Origin of the sequence: Brevundimonas viscosa, from assembly GCF_900116065.1 — a bacterium.
Lineage (GTDB): Bacteria > Pseudomonadota > Alphaproteobacteria > Caulobacterales > Caulobacteraceae > Brevundimonas > Brevundimonas viscosa.
Genome location: NZ_FOZV01000002.1, coordinates 342,231 through 359,403, shown reverse-complemented (window position 1 = coordinate 359,403; position 17,173 = coordinate 342,231). Strand labels below are relative to the sequence as shown.

Here is a 17,173-nt window from a genome sequence, read left to right as displayed (position 1 = left end):
GCCGGGACGACGGGCTCCGCATGTTTCCTCCCGGGAGAATTGCGTTAAGGAGGGCGCCTGTCGGGACGGTTGGGGAACCGGGTGAACGCAACTTCCGAACGGGGCGCCGGGACGCAGATGACGACGCCCGGCCACTGGGGTCGGCTGGCGGCGAAGGCCTTCGCGCGAAGCTGGGGCCGCGACGTCATGCTCTACACGGGCGGCGTGTCCTTCTTCGCGCTGCTGGCTGTGTTCCCGGCCATCGCGATCCTCATCGGCTTCTACAAGGCGGTGCTCAGCATCGGTCAGGTCAGCGAGCAGGCCGCGGCGCTCGCGGACGTGATGCCCTACGCCGCCCGGGCCATCTTCCTTCAGGAGATCGAGCGCCTGGCCAACGCCTCGGCCAGCACGGTGTCGACGCAGAGCTTCCTCGCCCTGGTCATCGGCGGTTACGCCGCGCACCGGGGCTTCAAGGCGCTGCTCGCGGGCCTGAACCTGATCCACGACGAGACCGAGCCGCACGGCTTCTTCCGCTTCAACCTGCTGGCCTTCTTCGTGGCCCTGTTCGCCTTCGCCCTGTTCACCGTGGTGTCGGGGGCCGTGGTCACCTCGCGCCTGCTCGAACACACCGGACCGGGAGAGGGCGGCGGCGGTCTGCCGGCGAACGGACTGTGGCCGGCGCTCGGCCTCGCCGTCGGCCTGACCCTGCTCTACCGCTACGCCATGTCCCACCGCACTCCGGTGGCCTGGGGACCGTCGATCACCGGAGGGGTGATCGCGACGGTGTTCTCGACCATTTCGTCCTGGCTGTGCGCCATCTACGTCGAGCAGATCGCCCCGCTGGGCGCGACCTACGGCTCGGTCGGCGCCGTGGTGGTCCTGCTGATCTGGCTGTCCTGGAACGTCAACGCCATCTTCTACGGCGGCGCCTTCGCCACCGAGATGGAGATCGCCGCCCGCTCCAGACAGGCCCCGGAACTGCCCGAGACTCCCGAAGAGACCTCGTCGGAGCGGGTGGTCAGCCTGTCTGCGCGGCGGGCGTCTCGACCACGATAGTCAGCACACCGCCGCTCTCCTCCACCGAGACGACGCGGCCGCCGAGACCCGACATCAGGAAGGGCACGTCGATGCGCGCCATCGGATCGGTGGCGAGCAGGGTCGCCCGCGATCCCGGCGGTGCGCCGCGGAGCGCCTTCTGAAGCTTCAGGCTCGGCGTCGGGCAGCGATGGCCGCGGGCGTCGACGATCACGCGCCGATCCGGTCGAGCAGCAGGCCCAGCGCCGTCCGCACGCTCTCGAGTCGCACCGCCTCGCGGCCGATGTCGCCGAAGCGATGCTCGACATGCACCGCGCCCGCCGGTCCGATCGCCGCGAAATGCACCAGCCCGACGGGTTTGGCCTCCGAACCGCCGCCGGGTCCGGCGACCCCGGTGACGGCGACCGAGACGTCGGCCCCGGCGTTCCGCAGCGCGCCTTCGGCCATGGCCCGCGCCACGGCCTCCGACACCGCGCCGGACACCTCGATCAGCTCGGCCGGAACGTCCAGCATCTGCGTCTTGGCGGCGTTGCTGTAGGTCACGAAGCCGCGGTCCAGCACCGCCGAGGATCCCGGGACGGCGGTGATTGCGGCCGCGACCAACCCGCCGGTGCAGCTCTCCGCGCAGGCGATCGTCAGCCCCCGCGCCGCCCCTTCCTCGACCACGCGTCGCGCCAGCGCCTGGATATCGTAGGAGAACATCTGGTCCTTTCCGAACCGGGCGCGAGTCACGCTAGGGTCGCGTCGCGCCGGGTCGGCGGCATCATACGGGGCGGGCATGAGCGAGACCACCATCGACACGGCGTCCGCAGCGCCCGGCGACCGACTGACCCCGGCTCTTTTCGCGATCGCCATCTTCACCTCGGCCTCGCTGGTCTTCGTGGTCCAGCCGATGGTCACCAAGCTGATCCTGCCCATGCTGGGCGGTTCGCCCGCAGTGTGGAACACGGCCATGGTGTTCTTCCAGGCGGCGCTGCTGGCCGGCTATGGCTACGCCCACCTGCTGCAGCGGATCAGATCGATCAAGGCGCAAGTCGGGGTGCATCTGGGCCTGCTGGTGCTGGCCGCCCTGTTCCTGCCGCTGCAGGTCAACGAGATCCTTGGAGCCCCCGATCCGGCGGCCCCGATCCTGTGGCTGCTGTCGACGCTGGCCCTGTCGGTGGGCGCGCCCTTCGCGGTGCTGTCGGCCACCGCGCCGCTGCTGCAGGCCTGGTATGCGCGGGTCCGCGCCGCCCATGCCGACGGCCGGAATCCCTACGTCCTCTACGCCGCCTCCAACCTCGGCAGCTTCCTGGCCCTGCTGTCCTATCCGTCCCTGATCGAGCCGCTGGCGACCCTGTCCGGCCAGCGCTGGGGCTGGACCCTCGGCTATGCGGCTTTCGGCCTGATGGTCGTGGGGCTGGCGCTGGTCGTCTGGCGTCGCCGCATCGACCGAAGCGCGGAGCCGGCGCCGCTGGCCCGCTCCGCCCCGATGTCCTGGCGCGAGAAGGGAATCCTGATCCTGCTCGCGGCCGCCCCGTCCAGCCTGATGCTGGGCGTCACCGCCCACCTGTCGACCGACGTCGCCTCCGCTCCCTTCCTGTGGGTCATCCCTCTGGCCCTCTACCTGCTGACCTTCGTCATCGCCTTCCAGAACCGTCCGTGGATCCCGTTGCCGGTCACCCTGGCCGTGCAGGGCGCGGTCGGGGCCGTGGTGGTGCTGATCGTCGCCTTCCGCTCCGCCAACTGGGCCATGGCCTTCGGGATTCACCTCGTCGCCTTCTTCTTCGCCGCCCTGATGTGCCACCAGCTGCTGGCGGCGCGACGCCCGGCGCCGGACCGGCTGACCGAATTCTACCTGCTGCTTTCGGTCGGCGGGGTGGTCGGCGGCGCCTTCACGGCCCTGCTGGCCCCGGCGATCTTCAACATGGTCTGGGAGTACCCGCTGGTGCTGGTGCTCGTCGGCCTGGCGCGGCCCTGGGGGAAGGGACCGCTCACCCGGGCGCAGGTCGCCCTGCTGCTCACCGGTGCGGTGGTGGCGCTGTCGCCGGTGCTGCTGTCGCTGTGGCTGAACGCCAACGACGAGGCGCGCGGCGCCTTCTACCGCATCTTCCCGGCCGGCATGGGCCAACTGGCCATGATCATGCTGATCCCCGCGGCGATATGCGCCTTCCTGCTGCGCAACCGCGCGCTGGCCTTCACCGCCGTGCTGGTGATGATCACCCTGTCGGCCCAGTGGATCGCCCGCGGCTATGACTGGAGCTACTCCGAGCGGAGCTTCTTCGGCGTCATGCGGGTGGCCAACGCCCCGGATCCGCGGATGGGCGGCGACGTCCATGTGCTGATGCACGGCACTACCCTGCACGGGGCGCAGGCGCGCAACGACCTCAACGAGTGCGCGCCGACCCTCTACTACAACACCGCCACGCCGATCGGTCAGTCCGCCTTGATGGTGCAGCGGCGCGGCCCGGCGCGGATCGGCGTGGTCGGTCAAGGGTCCGGGGCCATGGCGGCCTACAAGCGTCCGGTGGACCGCCTGACCTTTTTCGAGATCGACCCCATGGTCGACCAGCTGTCGCGCGATCCGCAGTGGTTCAGCTACATCTCGGACTGCGCGGAGGGGCCGGTCGACACCGTTCTGGGCGACGCCCGCCTGACCCTCGCCGACCAGCCGGCCGGCAGCTACGACCTGCTGATCATCGACGCCTTCTCCTCGGACGCGGTGCCGACGCACCTGCTGACCGCGGAAGCCATCGCCGGCTACCTGCGGCTGCTGAAGCCCGAAGGCGTGGTGCTCCTGCACCTGTCGAACCGCAACCTCGAGATCACCCTGCCGGCGATCGCCGCCGGCCAGGCCCTGGGCGTGCCGACCCTGCACCAGATCTACTACGAGAGCGGCACGGCGGCCGAGATGGCCGAGGCCTCGACCGAGGCCGTCATCCTTGGACGCAGCGAGGCGGCCTTGGCCGATTTCCGCGCCGATCCCCGCTGGAAGGCGACGCGGGCCACCACGGTGCGGCCGTGGACCGACGACTACGTCAACCTGATCGGGGCCCTGTGGCGCAGCTGGTTCCCGCCGCCGGAGCGGCCGTTCTAGGCGTCGGGCAGTTCGACGGTCGCGATCGCCTGCGCCGCGAGGCCCTCGCCGCGGCCGGTGAATCCAAGCCCCTCGGTCGTGGTCGCCTTGACGCTGACGGCCTCGGGCGGGAGCCCCAGCAGTCCGGCCAGCCGCTCGCGCATCGCCTGCCGGTGCGGCTTCACCTTCGGTCGTTCGCAGATCAGGGTCACGTCGACGTTGACCAGCCGACCGCCGCGGGCGTGCAGCCGCTCGACGGCGTGGAGCAGGAAGCGGTCCGAGGACGCCCCCTTCCACTGCGGGTCGGTGGGCGGGAAGTGGTCGCCGATGTCGCCGTCGCCCATGGCGCCGAGAATGGCGTCGGTCAGGGCGTGGAGGCCGGCGTCGGCGTCGGAATGGCCGATCAGGGTCTGGTCGTGGGGGATCTCGATCCCGCACAGCCACACGGCGTCGCCCGGACCCCAGCGGTGGACGTCGAAGCCCGAGCCGGTGCGGGTCCGGCGGGGGATCAGGGCCTCGGCCATGGCGAAATCCTCGGGGAAGGTGAGCTTCATCAGGCGCGGATCGCCCTCGACGATCCGGACGCGGCCGCCGGCGCGCTGAACGACCGCCGCCTCGTCCGTCGCCGGCTCCCCCGCGGGCCAGCCGGCCCAGGCGTCGATCAGGGTCTCCAATCGGAAGGCCTGCGGGGTCTGGGCGCGCCACAGGCCGTCGCGATCCACCGCTCCGGCCACCAGCCCAGCGGACTCTCGCCGCAGGCTGTCGGCCACCGGCAGCGCCGGCAGGGCGCCGTCGGCCTCGTCCAAGGCCCGCACGCACCGGTCGATGACGGCGCCCGAAAGGAGCGGACGGGCGGCGTCGTGGACCAGCACCGGCCGGTCGCCGGGGCCGCCGAGGACGGCCAGTCCGTTGCGCACCGAGGCGGCGCGGCTCGCGCCTCCGGCCACGGTGCGCCAGCCGGACAGCCCCTCCAGCGCGGCGGCGGCTTCCGGTTCGGCGCCGGACGGGACCACCACCACGACCTCCGCGGCTCCCGCCCGGAGCAGCGCCTCGACCGACCAGCGGATCACCGGACGACCGGCCAGCAGGCGCCACTGCTTGGGGCCGCCGGCGCGCGATCCGGAACCGGCCGCGACCACGACGGCGGCGAAGACGGGGAGGGGGGATGACATCGTCGGCCTTCTAATCGCCGCGGTTGCGCTTGACGAGAGGGGCGTCCGGCAGGCGGTAAGGACGGATGAACCCAGGAATCCAGATCGGCGACGTGCAGGTGCCCGGCCGGGTGCTGACCGCCCCCATGACCGGCATCACCGACCTGCCGTTTCGCCGGCTCGCCAGCCGGCTGGGCGCAGCCTACGTCGCCACCGAGATGGTCGCCGCCGCCGAGCTCGCCCGCGCGCGGCCGGACGTGGTGCGTCGCGCCGCCGTCGGAGAGGGGCTGCCGCTGACGGTGATCCAGCTGGTCGGGGGCGATCCCGCCGCCATCGCCGAGGGCGCGCGCATGGCCGAGCGGGCCGGCGCCGACATCGTCGACCTGAATTTCGGCTGCCCCGCCAAGGAGGTCACCGGCGCCGCCTGCGGCTCGGCCCTCATGCGCACGCCGGACCTGGCCTGCCGGATCATGGAGGCGGCGGTGGGCGCCACCTCCCGGCCGGTGACAGTGAAGATGCGCCTCGGCTGGGACGACGCCAGCCGCAACGCGCCGGAGCTGGCGCAGCGGGCGGAGGAGATCGGCGTCCGGGCGGTGACGGTGCATGGCCGCACACGCCAGCAGTTCTACACCGGCAAGGCCGACTGGGCGGCGGTGGCCGAGGTCAAGGCGGCGGTGGGCGTGCCGGTGATCGTCAACGGCGACATCGCCACCGCCGAGGACGCGCGGACGGCGCTGGCGCAGTCGGGCGCGGACGCCCTGATGCTGGGTCGGGGAGTCTACGGCCGGCCCTGGCTGGCGGCCCATCTGGAGCGGGCGCTGGCGGACGGAACGGTGCTTCGGGAGCCGGACCGCGAGGAACGCCTCGCCATCGTGGTCGAGCACCTGCGCGCCTCGGTCGCCTTCTACGGTCTGCCGTTGGGGCTGAAGATGTTCCGCAAGCATCTCGGCTGGTACGTCGAGCAGGCGCCGTGGCCGGCAGATCCGGCCGCGCGACGGACGGCCAAGGCGCGACTGTGCCGGCTGGACACGGCGGGGGACGTCGAGGCCGCGCTCGCGGAGTTGTGGCGGCCGGTGACGTATTCCGGCAACTCTGCTGTTGATATCCGGCAACAGTTGGCAGAAGCTGACGCGGCATGACGGACACCCCCCCCGCCGACGCCGCGCAGGACCCCGCCGCCCGCGGCGCGGCGCGCTGGTTCGCCGGCTGGTCGGAGGATCGCCGTCGCCACATCTTCCTTGCCGCCTACGTCGTCGCATTCCTGGTCAGCGGGGCCGCGATCTGGTTGCTGGCCACCGCCCCGGGCGCCACGGGGGAGGGCGCCCGCGATCGGGCCAGCCAAGCCGTCCTTACGGTGCTGGCGCTCAACCTTCTGCTGATCGGGGCGTTGGCGATCGTCATCGGGCGACGGGTGCTGGTCCTGGTGCGGCGGCGGACTCATGCTGGGGCGCGACTGCACCTGCGCTTCGTCACCCTGTTCTCACTGGTGGCGCTGGTGCCCGCCGTCAGCATCGCCCTGGTCTTCGGCGTGCTGGTTAATCGGGGGGTCGACCAGTGGTTCAGCGAGAACGTGCGCGCCGCCGTCGACAACGGGGCCCGCATCGGCCGGGCCTACACGGCCGACGTCTCGGCGCAGATGGACGGGGACCTGGCGGTGATCGCCGAACAGCTGGAAGGCGTGCGTCCGCTGTTCGACAGCCGCATCCAGTTCTCGGACGCCCTGACCCAGGTCGGGGAGCTGTTCGGCTATCCGGCCATCTATATCCTCGGCGCGGAGGGGGAGGTGTTGGCCAGCGGCGAAGGTCCGGGCGCGCCCCCCTACATCGCCCCTCCGATCGCCGCCCTGGAGGAGGCCGCGGGCGGGGAGGAGCCCTCGGTCCAGCAGGTCACCCAGAATCCCGACGCCGTCAGGGGCCTGATGGCTTTTCCCGCTTACGGCGACGCCTACCTATACGTCGCGCGCCCGCTGCGGCCGGGTCTGATCGCCCAGCTGGCCGAAGCCGAGCAGTCGATCGTCGCCTATCGCGAGGCGATGGTGAGTCGCGAACGCATTCAGGCCGCCTTCGCGCTGAGCTACCTCGAAACGGCCCTTCTGGTGCTCGTCGGCGCCGTGTGGCTGGGCATGTCGGCGGCCAGCGCCATCTCGGCCCCGATCGGGCGACTGGTCGAGGCTGCCGATCGCGTGGCCGGCGGCGACCTGTCGGCGCGGGTGGACGACAGCGAGGGACCGGGCGAGATCCAGACCCTGTCGACGGCCTTCAACCGCATGACAGGCGATCTCGAGGCGCAGCAGGCGGCCCTGCGCGCGGCGAGTGAGGAAGCGCGGGCGCGTACGGTGTTCATCGAGACAGTGCTGTCGGGCGTTTCCGCCGGCGTGATCGGCGTCGACCGCCAGCGCCGGGTTTCGGCGATCAACGACAGCGCCGTCGACCTGCTGGGCATCGCTGATGCCGAGATCATCGGCCGGCCGCTGGGCGAGGTGTCGCCGGAACTCAGCGAGCTGGCGGGACGGGCCGAGGCGCATATCGAGGAGGAGATCGACGTCGCGCACGCCGGCGAGACGCGCCGGCTGCGGGTGCGCATCGAGGGCGGGCTGGGCGGCGAGATGGTGCTGACCTTCGACGACATCACCCGGCTGGTCACCGCCCAGCGGAACGCTGCGTGGCGGGACGTCGCCCGACGCATCGCCCACGAGATCAAGAACCCGCTGACGCCGATCCAGCTGTCGGCCGAGCGCTTGCGTCGCCGTTACCGCAAGCAGGTCGGCGAGGACGTCGAGGTGTTCGACCGCTGCACCGAGACCATCATCCGGCAGGTCGGCGATATCGGTCGGATGGTCGATGAATTCTCGTCCTTCGCCCGGATGCCGGCTCCGCGCTTCACCGCCGAGAATCCCGCCGAGCTGCTGCGCGAGGCGGTGTTCGCCCAGCGGGTGGCGGCCCCGTCGATCGGCGTCGAGCTGGTCGAACCCCTGCCGAAGGTCGTCCTGCACGCCGACGGCCGCATGGTGGGCCAGGCCCTGACCAATATCCTGAAGAACGCCGGCGAGGCGGTGGCGGCCCGCCGCGACGCCGCCCCGCGAAGCGACGACGAGACGCGGCCCGGCATCCTGGCCCGCCTGCACGTCGAGGAGGGTCTGGCGACCTTCATCGTCGAGGACGACGGTCCCGGACTGCCGGCGCGGGACCGCGAGCGACTGACCGAACCCTATGTGACCACGCGCGAGAAGGGCACGGGCCTCGGCCTCGCCATCGTCAAGCGCATCTGCGAAGAACACGGCGGCGAGCTCAGGCTGGCCGACGCCGAGACCCTGTCCGGCGCGCGCGTGTGTCTGATTTTCCCCCTGAAGGCGGCTGCTGCAGCCGGGAGCAAGGGCGCTTCGGCGTCTCCATCCCCGGCGCGTGCGGTGGCGGAATAGCGAGGCGCGTCATGCGATCCACGGGAGCCGACATTCTGGTCGTCGACGACGAGGCCGACATCCGCGAACTGGTCTCCGGCCTGCTCGAGGACGAAGGCCATGCGGTGCGGGTCGCCGCCAACTCCGACGAGGCGCTGGCGGCCATCCGGGCGCGCAAGCCGTCGCTGGCCCTGCTCGACATCTGGATGCAGGGCGGCGGCCTCGACGGGCTGGAGCTGCTGGACATGATCAAGGAGCTGGACCCGGACCTGCCCGTGGTCATGATCTCGGGCCACGGCAACATCGAGACGGCGGTCAGCGCCCTGCAGCGCGGGGCCTACGACTTCATTGAGAAGCCCTTCAAGTCCGACCGGTTGGTGGTGGTTGTTCAGCGGGCGCTTGAAGCGTCCCAGCTGAAGCGCGAGAATCGCCGGCTGCGCGCCCAGGTGGCGGCTCCGACCGGCCTGATCGGCAAGTCGGCGGCGGCCCAGACCCTGCGCAGCACCATCGCCAAGGTCGCGCCCGCCAACAGCCGCGTGCTGATCTCCGGCCCGCCGGGGTCGGGCAAGGAACTGGTCGCCCGCCAGATCCACGAGGCCAGCGCCCGCGCCCGCGGCGAGTTCGTGGCCATCGCCGCCGCCGGAATGACGCCGGAGCGTCTGGATGTCGAGCTGTTCGGCGAGGAGGGCATGGACGGCCGGCCGCGCAAGATCGGGGTGTTCGAACGGGCCCACGGCGGCACCCTCTATCTCGACGACGTCGGCGACATGCCGCGGGAGAGCCAGAGCCGGGTGCTCCGCGTGCTGGTCGAACAGCGCTTCCGCCGCGTCGGCGGCGAGCAGGACGTGCAGGTCGACGTGCGCGTCATCACCTCGACCTCGCGCGACCTCAAGGAAGAGATCTCGGCCGGCCGCTTCCGCGAGGACCTTTTCCACCGCCTGAACGTGGTGCCGATCCGGGTGCCGCCGCTGGCCGAGCGGCGCGAGGACATCGCCGAGCTGGTCGAATACTTCATCGAGAGCCTTGCCGCCTCGCAGGGCCTGCCGCGCCGCCGGCTGGGCGACGACGCCATCGCCGTGCTGCAGGTCCATCCGTGGCCGGGCAACGTCCGCCAGCTGCGCAACAACGTCGAGCGGCTGCTGATCCTCGCCACCGGGGACCCGGCGGAGCCGATCGGGGCCGAGGCCCTGCCGCAGGAGGCCACCAACGCCGGCTCGAGCGGCTCGCTGGGGGCCGAGCGCATCATCGCCCTGCCGCTGCGCGAGGCGCGCGAGGTGTTCGAACGCGAGTACCTGGCGGCCCAGATCATGCGCTTCGGGGGCAACATCAGCCGCACCGCCGCCTTCATCGGCATGGAACGCTCGGCCCTCCACCGCAAGCTCAAGTCGCTCGGCGTCTCGCCGGCCCGGGGCGGCGAGGACATCGAAGAGGGAGCTGCCGAGGCATGAGCCGGTTCGCCTACGTCAACGGAACCTATCGGCCGCTGCGCGACGCCGTCGTGCATGTCGAAGACCGCGGCTTCCAGTTCGCCGACGGGGTCTACGAGGTCTGGTCGGTGTTCGACGGCCGGCTGGCCGACTTCGAGGGTCACCTGACCCGCCTCTGGCGCAGCCTCGACGAACTGCGCATCGACCGGCCGATGAGCCCCGAGGCGCTGGCGCGGGTGCTGAAGGAGACGGTGCGCCGCAACCGGGTGCGCGAGGGGCTGGTCTACATCCAGATCACCCGCGGCACGGCCCGGCGCGACCATCCGTTCCCGGCCGAGGGCACCCCGCCGAGCGTGGTCGTCACCGCCCGCACCCTGCCGCTGGCCAAGGGGAACGCCGCCGCCGTCAAGGGCGTGGCGGTGATCACCCAGCCCGACATCCGCTGGGGCCGCTGCGACATCAAGACCGTCGGTCTGCTGCCCAATGTGCTGGCCAAGCAGGCGGCGAAGGAGCGCGGCGCCGCCGAGGCGTGGATGGTCGACGAGATGGGCCTGGTCACCGAGGGGTCGTCGACCAACGCTTGGATCGTCGACGAGCACGGCAAGCTGCGCACCCGCGACACCCAGTCCAACATCCTGCGCGGCATCACCCGCGCCGCCGTACTGGAGATGGCGGCGAAGGAGGGCATCGAGCTGGAGGAGCGGGCCTTCTCGGTCGACGAGGCCAGGCGGGCGAGGGAGGCCTTCTACACCTCGGCCAGCGGCTTCGTGATGCCGGCGGTCTCGATCGACGGGGTGAAGATCGGCGACGGGAAGCCGGGCCCTGTAGCGACCAGGCTGCGCACCCTGTACCTTGAACGGGCGCGGCGCGAGGCCATCTAGGCGTTGCGACGGACGCAGGCGCCGTTAAGGTGAGCCCCCGGGTCTCCCGCCCGCCAAGCAACAAGAACAGGACAAACCTGCCATGTCGCAAGACAAGCGTCAGAACCTCCAGGACACCTTCCTCAACTCGGTCCGCAAGACCAAGACGCCGCTGACCATCTTCCTCGTGAACGGGGTCAAGCTGCAGGGGATCGTCACCTGGTTCGACAACTTCTGTGTGCTGCTGCGTCGCGATGGCCAGTCGCAGCTCGTCTACAAGCACGCCATTTCGACCATCATGCCGTCGCAGCCCGTGCAGCTGTACGAGCCCGACGCCGAAGAAGACTGATTGACCTCGAAGCATATCGACCACGCCGTCCCGCTGATCCGGGCGGTCGTCATTCACCCCGACGGACGGAGCGACAGCCCGCGCCTCGCCGAGGAGCGGCTGGAGGAAGCCGTGGGTCTGGCCCGCGCGCTGGACCTCGACGTGCGCGCCGAGGAGATCGTGCGCGTGCGCAAGGTCGCGCCGGCCACCCTGTTCGGCTCCGGCAAGGTCGACGAGCTGGCCGCCCTGGTGCGGGCGGCCGAGGCCGAGGCCGTGGTCGTCGACGACCAGCTCACCCCGGTGCAGCAGCGCAATCTGGAGAAGGCCTGGGACGCCAAGGTCATCGACCGCACCGGCCTGATCCTCGAGATCTTCGGCCGCCGGGCGCGGACTAAGGAAGGCCGGCTGCAGGTCGAACTCGCCCGCCTCGACTACGAGCGCTCGCGGCTGGTGCGCACCTGGACCCACCTCGAGCGCCAGCGCGGCGGCACCGGCTCGACCGGCGGCCCCGGCGAGACCCAGATTGAACTCGACCGGCGCCTGATCGCCGACCGCATCGTCAAGCTGAAGGCCGAGCTGGAGGAGGTGCGCCGCACCCGCGGCCTGCATCGCAAGGCGCGCCAGAAGGTGCCGTTCCCGACTGTCGCCCTGGTCGGTTACACCAACGCCGGCAAGTCGACGCTGTTCAACCGGCTCACGGGCTCCGAGGTGTTCGCCAAGGACCTGCTGTTCGCCACCCTCGACACCACCCAGCGCACCATCCGCCTGCCGCAGGGCCGGCCGGCGATCGTCGCCGACACCGTCGGCTTCATCTCCGACCTGCCGCACGAGCTGGTCGAGAGCTTCCGGGCCACGCTGGAGGAGGTGGGCGAGGCCGACCTGATCCTGCACGTGCGCGACATCGCCAGCCCCGACAGCGACGCCCAGGCGAGGGACGTCGAGGCGGTGCTGGAGCAGATCCCCGCCGTCGAGGGCAGGACCCGGCGGGTGCTCGAGGTGTGGAACAAGATCGACCTGCTGGAAGGCGAGGCGCGCGAGGCGGTGCTCGGCCAGGCCGAACGGCTGCGGGTTCAGGGCAAGGCGGTCGCCGTCTCGGCCTGGACCGGGGAGGGGGTCGAGACGCTGCGCGAGACCATCGCCGCGCTGATCGATGACGATCCGGAAACGGAGCTGACGCTGGACCCCTCCCAGGGCGAGGCGCTGGCCTGGCTGTACGAGAACGGGCGCGTCACCGCGCGGGAGACGGACGAGGCGGGTCGGACGCATGTGAAGGTCCGGCTCCATCCGGCCGCGCTGGGACGCTTCGAGCGAATGTTCGGTCAGGGTTCGTCCCGGGTCAGGTAAGTCATGGTGATGTGGCTGACGGGCCTCGGCTCCCGGTTCGTATAGCGCAGCTCCGTCACCAGATAGCTGTTCTCACGGTAGAAGCTTGCGTCAGTGACGACGACGAAGCCGCTGGTGTCGCGGTGGCCCGGTGCGAAGGCGCTCCATCTCGATTGGCGGCGCTGCGGGATCGCGGTCCAGGCCAGTTGCGTCCAGCCTTGCCAGGTCGGATACAGGGTCTCGTAGTTGAGGTGGGTCCTCGTGCCTCCGGCGCGCAGCGCCGCGCTCATGCCGCGCTCCAGGGACTGCTGATCGTGCGGCCCGACAAGGGTCAGGCTGCAGACATTGCGCTTGACCCGGGCGGTGACCTCGTCAGGACCCTCGTCGATCCTGAGCACCATCTCCAGGTCGCCCTCGCGCCGGATGAAGGTCTCTCCTCCGGCGGCGCCGTCGCCGAACGGGGACGCGCCTGCCATGGGACGCCACTGCGTGACCATGGTCGGACGGAAGGCCCGCCCGTCGAGACGATTGGCGTCGAAACACAGGGCGCGGAAAATCTCGAAGGGATCCGGCCGCGGCGGCGCGCGGCCCACCACGACCACGTCCCCGATGGCGGTCGCGTCCTGCGGAGGCGGCGCAGGGTCCTGCGCGATCAGGAGGCCGATGAGCATGGACAGGGGCATGACGCTCGCTCCGGAGACCGGGCGGAGGCTCGCTCCGCGCACGGATCAGGTCAAGCGGGGACCCGCCCGGTGCGCTATGGGTCGAGGAGGGCGGCGAGATCGGCCGGCTCACGTCGCGGGAGACCGACGCCGCAGGGCGGGAGAGAAATCGCCGTCGCCGCCGTCTCCTCCCCGTCGCACAGCGATGGGGAGGGGGACCATCCGGAGCCGCAGGCGCAGGATGGGGGAGGGGTCAGCCGCTGCGCCGCTCCGCCGTCTTCGCCGCGTCCCACAGCGCATCCATCTCGGCCAGGTCGCTCTGCTCCGGCGTCCGCCCGTCCTTCGCCAGCGCCGCCTCGATGAAGGCGAAGCGGCGGACGAATTTGGCGTTGGTCCCGCGCAGGGCGTCCTCCGGCTCGACGCCCAGCTTGCGGGCCAGATTGGCCATGACGAACAGCAGGTCGCCCAGTTCGCCGCGCGCCTTGTCGAGGTCGCCGGCGGCGATCTCGGCCTTCAGCTCGGCGACCTCCTCGTCCAGCTTGTCGAACACCTCCGCGGTTGATGGCCAGTCGAAGCCGACGCGGGCGGCGCGTTTCGTCAGCTTGGCGGCGCGGGCGAGGGCGGGGAGGCCGACGGGGACGTCGTCCAGCACGCCGTGCTGCGCCTTCGCCTTGCGTTCGGCGGCCTTGATGTCCTCCCAGCGCGCCTTCTGGGCGGCCCCGTCAGCCTTGGCGGCCTCGTCGCCGAACACGTGCGGGTGGCGGCGTTCCAGCTTGTCGGCGATGGCCTCAGCCACGTCGTCGAAGGCGAACAGACCCTGCTCCTCAGCCATGCGGGCATGGAAAACGACCTGGAACAGGAGGTCTCCAAGTTCACCCTTCAGATCGTCCCAGTCGCCGCGTTCGATCGCATCGGCGACCTCGTAGGCCTCCTCCAGGGTGTAGGGGGCGATGGTCTGGAAGGTCTGCTCCACGTCCCACGGGCAGCCGCCGTCGGGGTCGCGAAGCCGCTCCATGATGCGGCGGAGGCGGTCGATCGGGGTCACGCCGCCTCTCCGTCGCGAGCCGCCAGCTGGGCGCGGATCTCGGCATGACGTTCGGGCGTCAGCGGGTAGATCCGCAGCACCAGGGCCGAGGCCAGCAGCAGCACGACCGGAGCGGCGATGAACAGCCACTGCAGGCCGAGGATCACGCCCGGCTCGTTGACCGCCCCGGGCGCGGCGTCGAAGCCGATCCACTCCAGCACGGCGAAGGCCCCGACGGAGACGGCGTAACCCAGCTTGGAGGTGGCGTTGAGGATCGAGAACAGCAGGCCGGTGCGGTCCGCCCCGACGTCGAGCCGGATGGCGTCGGAGGCGTCGGCCATCATGGCGCGCAGCAGCAGGTCGGCGGCCCCGAAGGCCAGGCCGGCCCCGAACATGGCGGCGACGGCGGCGGGGAAGTTGCCGGCGGGGACCAGCAGGGTGGCGGCGGCGAAGCTGACCGCGAAATAGACGCTGCCGACGGCCAGGGCGCGGTGCTTGCCGATGCGGGTGGCCAGCACGGCCCAGATCGGCGCGCCGACGAGGCCGGCGACGAAGTAGATCAGCAGCAGCAGCGAGGTCTGCTCTCGCTCGAAGCCGCGGGCCTGCTCGAAGAAGTAGAAGAACAGCACCCCGATCAGGCCGCGCGCGGCCCCGAGCATCAGATCCGACAGCAGCAGGCGGCGCAGGACCGGTTTGGCGATGAGCGCGAGGGTGGCGCCCAGACCCCCGTGCGGGGGTGGGGTGACGTTCTTCGGCTCAGGCGTGAAGGCGAAGGTGATCAGCAGGGCGATCGGCAGCAGCACGACGATGAAGCCGCCCTGCATCCGCACCGCCTCGACGTAGCTGTGGCCCATCGCCTGGGCGCCCACTGGAATCAGCAGCACCGCCAGCACGCCGATGATGTTGGCGACCTGCCAGAAGCCGTAGATGCGCGAGCGCTGGTCGTAGTCCGGCGACAGCACCGAGGCCCAGCTCATCTGGCTGAGCAGGCTGATGGAATAGCCGAGGTACATGATCACCAGCCACACGGCGAGGTGGGTGGGGCCCGCCCCGCGGCCGACGAAGAAGAGCATGGCCACCGACCCCATCAGGATCGGCGCGCCGATGGCCATCCACACCCGGTAGCGGCCCCATTTCGTCGACGTCCGGTCGATGACCATGCCGAGGAAGGGATCGACCACGATGTCTGCCAGGCGCACGATCAGGAAGATCAGGCTGACTGCCGCCAGCGGCACCCCGACGTGGCTGGCGTAGAACTCCGGCAGGGTGACGTAGACCGGCAGCCCCAGCGCCGCATACGGCAGACAGCTGGCGGCGAAGGCCGACAGCACGGCGTTGGAGCGGCGAACGACGGGTGCGGCGGGCGCAGGGGAGTCAGCGGTCATGGACGGGTCCGCGGAACGGCGCTGAGTCGGCCGCGGCGCCACCATGCCAGCTTTCGCCGTCGCTGCTCCATCCCCGCGCGAAGGCCCTTGCCTGAGCGGGCCGGGCGGAGGCACCCTGCGGACATGTGGACCGGCCGCCGCCTGCTGTCGCTGATCGGGGCCGCCCTCCTGCTGGCGGGGGCGTCGGCGGCGCATGCGGAGACGACCGGCGCCTGTGATGCTGGCGGGATCGAATGGGCCGCCCCGGCGATGGCCAACGCCATTTCGGTGCACTCGCTGGAGTGGAGGCCCTTCGGCCCGACCGAGTGGGGCTGGGAGACCTACGTCCCGTTGATCCAGCAGGAGCTGGGCACGGACTGCGCCCCGGGCTCTCCGGCCTTCGCCCGCGCGCTGGCGGCCTTCCAGACGCGCTACGGCCTGCCGGCGACCGGCTGGTTCGACCCCGCCACCTTCCAGGTGTTCCGGGGCGTCTGGCAGGAGCGTCGGCCCTTCATCATGGCCCGGGTGCGGGAGGAGCCGTGCCCGGAGCCCCCGCCGCTCAACCAGCTGGGCTATCTTGTCGCCGAGGAGGAGCACGCCGACCGGCTGACCCGGCTGCTGCGGCGCGACGTGCTGGACGCCTACCGCCGCATGGTCGCCGCCGCCCGCGCCGAGGTTCCGGAGATCGCTGCCGATCCCGAACTGCTGCAGATCTTCTCAGGTTTCCGCGATCCGGAGGCCGACGCCGCCCGCTGCACCCTGCAGGGCAACTGCGACGGTCTCCGCCGCGCCGTGTGCTCGCCGCACCGTACGGGCGCCGCGGTCGATCTCTATGTCGGGCACATCGCCGGGCTCGGCGTCGACGACACCTCTCCGGCCAGCCGTCTGCACATGGCGCGCGGGCCGGTCTATCGCTGGCTGGTCAGAAACGCGGGCCGCTTCGGCTTCACGCCCTACGTCTACGAGCCGTGGCACTGGGAGTGGACGGGCCTGACCGGCGACTATCACGTCGCCGCAACCGCCCCGTGATCCGCCGCCTGACGTCCGCCGAGATGGTTCTGGCGCGCGAGGCTTTCGGCGACGCGCTGGACTACGCCGCGATCCGCATCCTCGCCGCGCCGTGGCCTCTGACGCGCGCCTTCGTGCCGGGGCGCTGGTTCGGGCGGGACTGGATCGTCTGGCCGGCGCGAACCCTTCCGGGCGACATCGCCGCCGCGGCGCTCGGTATGCAGGCGACCCTCATCCATGAGCTCACCCACGTCTGGCAGTCGGCCAACGGGATCAACCTGTTGACCGGCAAGCTCAGGGCCGGCGACCGGCCCGAGGCCTACCGTTACCCGCTCGGCATGGACTGCGCCTGGGAGGGGCTGAACATCGAGCAGCAGGCCATGGTGGTCGAACACCGCTTCCGGCTTTCTCGCGGCCAGAAGGTTCCCGCGGACCGGGCCTTCTACGACCGGGTCTGCCCGATCAACCGGGCCTGAGGCCGGAACCGTCCCGCGCCCGACCGATTGTCCCTGCGGACCCCTTGCATTCGGCGAGCGGCATCCAAAATAGACACTGACGCT

16 protein-coding genes are annotated in these 17,173 nt (G+C 71.1%); 10 read left to right on the top strand and 6 right to left on the bottom strand.

Features of this window, described 5'->3' with window-relative positions:
* Window positions 1–186: 186 nt before the first annotated feature.
* Window positions 187–1,035, top strand: a complete 849-nt coding sequence (locus BM333_RS06060) for a YihY/virulence factor BrkB family protein (RefSeq protein ID WP_425425121.1) — start codon at window positions 187–189, stop codon at window positions 1,033–1,035.
* On the opposite strand, the gene BM333_RS06055 is transcribed toward BM333_RS06060, so the two are convergent.
* Together BM333_RS06055 and BM333_RS06050 are read right to left on the bottom strand one after the other, a co-directional pair.
* The gene (locus BM333_RS06055) at window positions 998–1,228 is read right to left on the bottom strand and encodes a sulfurtransferase TusA family protein (protein WP_092308383.1); all 231 of its coding nucleotides are present in this window, start codon (window positions 1,226–1,228) and stop codon (window positions 998–1,000) included. The genes BM333_RS06060 and BM333_RS06055 overlap by 38 nt on opposite strands.
* Entirely contained in the window at window positions 1,225–1,716 is a 492-nt protein-coding gene (locus tag BM333_RS06050) for a CinA family protein (RefSeq protein ID WP_092308381.1), read from the bottom strand. The genes BM333_RS06055 and BM333_RS06050 overlap by 4 nt, the downstream gene beginning before the upstream one ends.
* Before the next feature lie 76 nt (window positions 1,717–1,792).
* On the opposite strand from BM333_RS06050, the gene BM333_RS06045 reads away from it, so the two are divergent.
* Window positions 1,793–4,090: a fused MFS/spermidine synthase gene (locus BM333_RS06045; protein ID WP_092308379.1), complete on the top strand. Its 2,298-nt coding sequence runs from the start codon at window positions 1,793–1,795 to the stop codon at window positions 4,088–4,090.
* On the opposite strand, the gene BM333_RS06040 is transcribed toward BM333_RS06045, so the two are convergent.
* A complete protein-coding gene (locus BM333_RS06040) occupies window positions 4,087–5,241 on the bottom strand; it encodes a bifunctional 2-C-methyl-D-erythritol 4-phosphate cytidylyltransferase/2-C-methyl-D-erythritol 2,4-cyclodiphosphate synthase (RefSeq protein WP_092308377.1) in 1,155 nt (384 codons plus the stop codon). The genes BM333_RS06045 and BM333_RS06040 overlap by 4 nt on opposite strands.
* A 65-nt stretch (window positions 5,242–5,306) precedes the next feature.
* On the opposite strand from BM333_RS06040, the gene dusB reads away from it, so the two are divergent.
* From dusB to hflX, 6 genes are all read left to right on the top strand, one after another.
* Window positions 5,307–6,359 (top strand): tRNA dihydrouridine synthase DusB, encoded by a 1,053-nt coding sequence (gene dusB / locus BM333_RS06035; RefSeq protein WP_092308375.1) that lies wholly within the window; start codon window positions 5,307–5,309, stop codon window positions 6,357–6,359.
* The gene (locus BM333_RS06030; protein ID WP_092308372.1) at window positions 6,356–8,638 is read left to right on the top strand and encodes a sensor histidine kinase NtrY-like; all 2,283 of its coding nucleotides are present in this window, start codon (window positions 6,356–6,358) and stop codon (window positions 8,636–8,638) included. The genes dusB and BM333_RS06030 overlap by 4 nt, the downstream gene beginning before the upstream one ends.
* An 11-nt stretch (window positions 8,639–8,649) precedes the next feature.
* Entirely contained in the window at window positions 8,650–10,065 is a 1,416-nt protein-coding gene (ntrX, locus tag BM333_RS06025) for a nitrogen assimilation response regulator NtrX (RefSeq protein WP_092308370.1), read from the top strand.
* Window positions 10,062–10,925, top strand: a complete 864-nt coding sequence (locus BM333_RS06020) for a D-amino-acid transaminase (RefSeq protein WP_092308368.1) — start codon at window positions 10,062–10,064, stop codon at window positions 10,923–10,925. Before ntrX ends, BM333_RS06020 begins: the two co-directional genes overlap by 4 nt.
* 82 nt (window positions 10,926–11,007) lie before the next feature.
* The gene (hfq, locus tag BM333_RS06015) at window positions 11,008–11,253 is read left to right on the top strand and encodes an RNA chaperone Hfq (RefSeq protein WP_092308366.1); all 246 of its coding nucleotides are present in this window, start codon (window positions 11,008–11,010) and stop codon (window positions 11,251–11,253) included.
* Window positions 11,254–12,576 carry a GTPase HflX gene (gene hflX / locus BM333_RS06010; protein ID WP_092308364.1) on the top strand — a complete coding sequence of 441 codons (1,323 nt, stop codon included), beginning with the start codon at window positions 11,254–11,256 and terminating at the stop codon, window positions 12,574–12,576.
* On the opposite strand, the gene BM333_RS06005 is transcribed toward hflX, so the two are convergent.
* The 3 genes from BM333_RS06005 to BM333_RS05995 all read right to left on the bottom strand — a co-directional run bounded on the left by BM333_RS06005 (window position 12,552) and on the right by BM333_RS05995 (window position 15,626).
* Complete coding sequence (locus tag BM333_RS06005; RefSeq protein WP_092308362.1) at window positions 12,552–13,238, bottom strand: hypothetical protein; 687 nt, start codon at window positions 13,236–13,238, stop codon at window positions 12,552–12,554. The two genes, hflX and BM333_RS06005, sit on opposite strands and share 25 nt — an antisense overlap.
* Window positions 13,239–13,470: 232 nt before the next feature.
* A complete protein-coding gene (gene mazG, locus BM333_RS06000) occupies window positions 13,471–14,262 on the bottom strand; it encodes a nucleoside triphosphate pyrophosphohydrolase (RefSeq protein ID WP_092308360.1) in 792 nt (263 codons plus the stop codon).
* Window positions 14,259–15,626 carry an MFS transporter gene (locus BM333_RS05995; RefSeq protein ID WP_092308358.1) on the bottom strand — a complete coding sequence of 456 codons (1,368 nt, stop codon included), beginning with the start codon at window positions 15,624–15,626 and terminating at the stop codon, window positions 14,259–14,261. Before BM333_RS05995 ends, mazG begins: the two co-directional genes overlap by 4 nt.
* Window positions 15,627–15,749: 123 nt before the next feature.
* Here BM333_RS05995 and BM333_RS05990 point away from each other — a divergent pair, with 123 nt between their 5' ends.
* Together BM333_RS05990 and BM333_RS05985 are read left to right on the top strand one after the other, a co-directional pair.
* Entirely contained in the window at window positions 15,750–16,634 is an 885-nt protein-coding gene (locus tag BM333_RS05990) for a M15 family metallopeptidase (protein ID WP_092308356.1), read from the top strand.
* Window positions 16,631–17,089 (top strand): hypothetical protein, encoded by a 459-nt coding sequence (locus tag BM333_RS05985; RefSeq protein WP_245777163.1) that lies wholly within the window; start codon window positions 16,631–16,633, stop codon window positions 17,087–17,089. The genes BM333_RS05990 and BM333_RS05985 overlap by 4 nt, the downstream gene beginning before the upstream one ends.
* Window positions 17,090–17,173 lie beyond the last annotated feature (84 nt).

What these genes read in the sequence shown, in the direction of transcription:
- ntrX (WP_092308370.1), top strand. Translation starts at nt 8,650, where the DNA reads ATGCGATCCACGGGAGCCGACATTCTGGTCGTCGACGACGAGGCCGAC.
- dusB (WP_092308375.1), top strand. Translation starts at nt 5,307, where the DNA reads ATGAACCCAGGAATCCAGATCGGCGACGTGCAGGTGCCCGGCCGGGTG.
- BM333_RS06020 (WP_092308368.1), top strand. Translation starts at nt 10,062, where the DNA reads ATGAGCCGGTTCGCCTACGTCAACGGAACCTATCGGCCGCTGCGCGAC.
- hfq (WP_092308366.1), top strand. Translation starts at nt 11,008, where the DNA reads ATGTCGCAAGACAAGCGTCAGAACCTCCAGGACACCTTCCTCAACTCG.
- BM333_RS06005 (WP_092308362.1), bottom strand. Translation starts at nt 13,238, where the DNA reads ATGCCCCTGTCCATGCTCATCGGCCTCCTGATCGCGCAGGACCCTGCG.
- BM333_RS06045 (WP_092308379.1), top strand. Translation starts at nt 1,793, where the DNA reads ATGAGCGAGACCACCATCGACACGGCGTCCGCAGCGCCCGGCGACCGA.
- BM333_RS06040 (WP_092308377.1), bottom strand. Translation starts at nt 5,241, where the DNA reads ATGTCATCCCCCCTCCCCGTCTTCGCCGCCGTCGTGGTCGCGGCCGGT.
- BM333_RS05995 (WP_092308358.1), bottom strand. Translation starts at nt 15,626, where the DNA reads ATGACCGCTGACTCCCCTGCGCCCGCCGCACCCGTCGTTCGCCGCTCC.
- BM333_RS05990 (WP_092308356.1), top strand. Translation starts at nt 15,750, where the DNA reads ATGTGGACCGGCCGCCGCCTGCTGTCGCTGATCGGGGCCGCCCTCCTG.
- BM333_RS06030 (WP_092308372.1), top strand. Translation starts at nt 6,356, where the DNA reads ATGACGGACACCCCCCCCGCCGACGCCGCGCAGGACCCCGCCGCCCGC.
- BM333_RS06060 (WP_425425121.1), top strand. Translation starts at nt 187, where the DNA reads ATGCTCTACACGGGCGGCGTGTCCTTCTTCGCGCTGCTGGCTGTGTTC.
- BM333_RS06050 (WP_092308381.1), bottom strand. Translation starts at nt 1,716, where the DNA reads ATGTTCTCCTACGATATCCAGGCGCTGGCGCGACGCGTGGTCGAGGAA.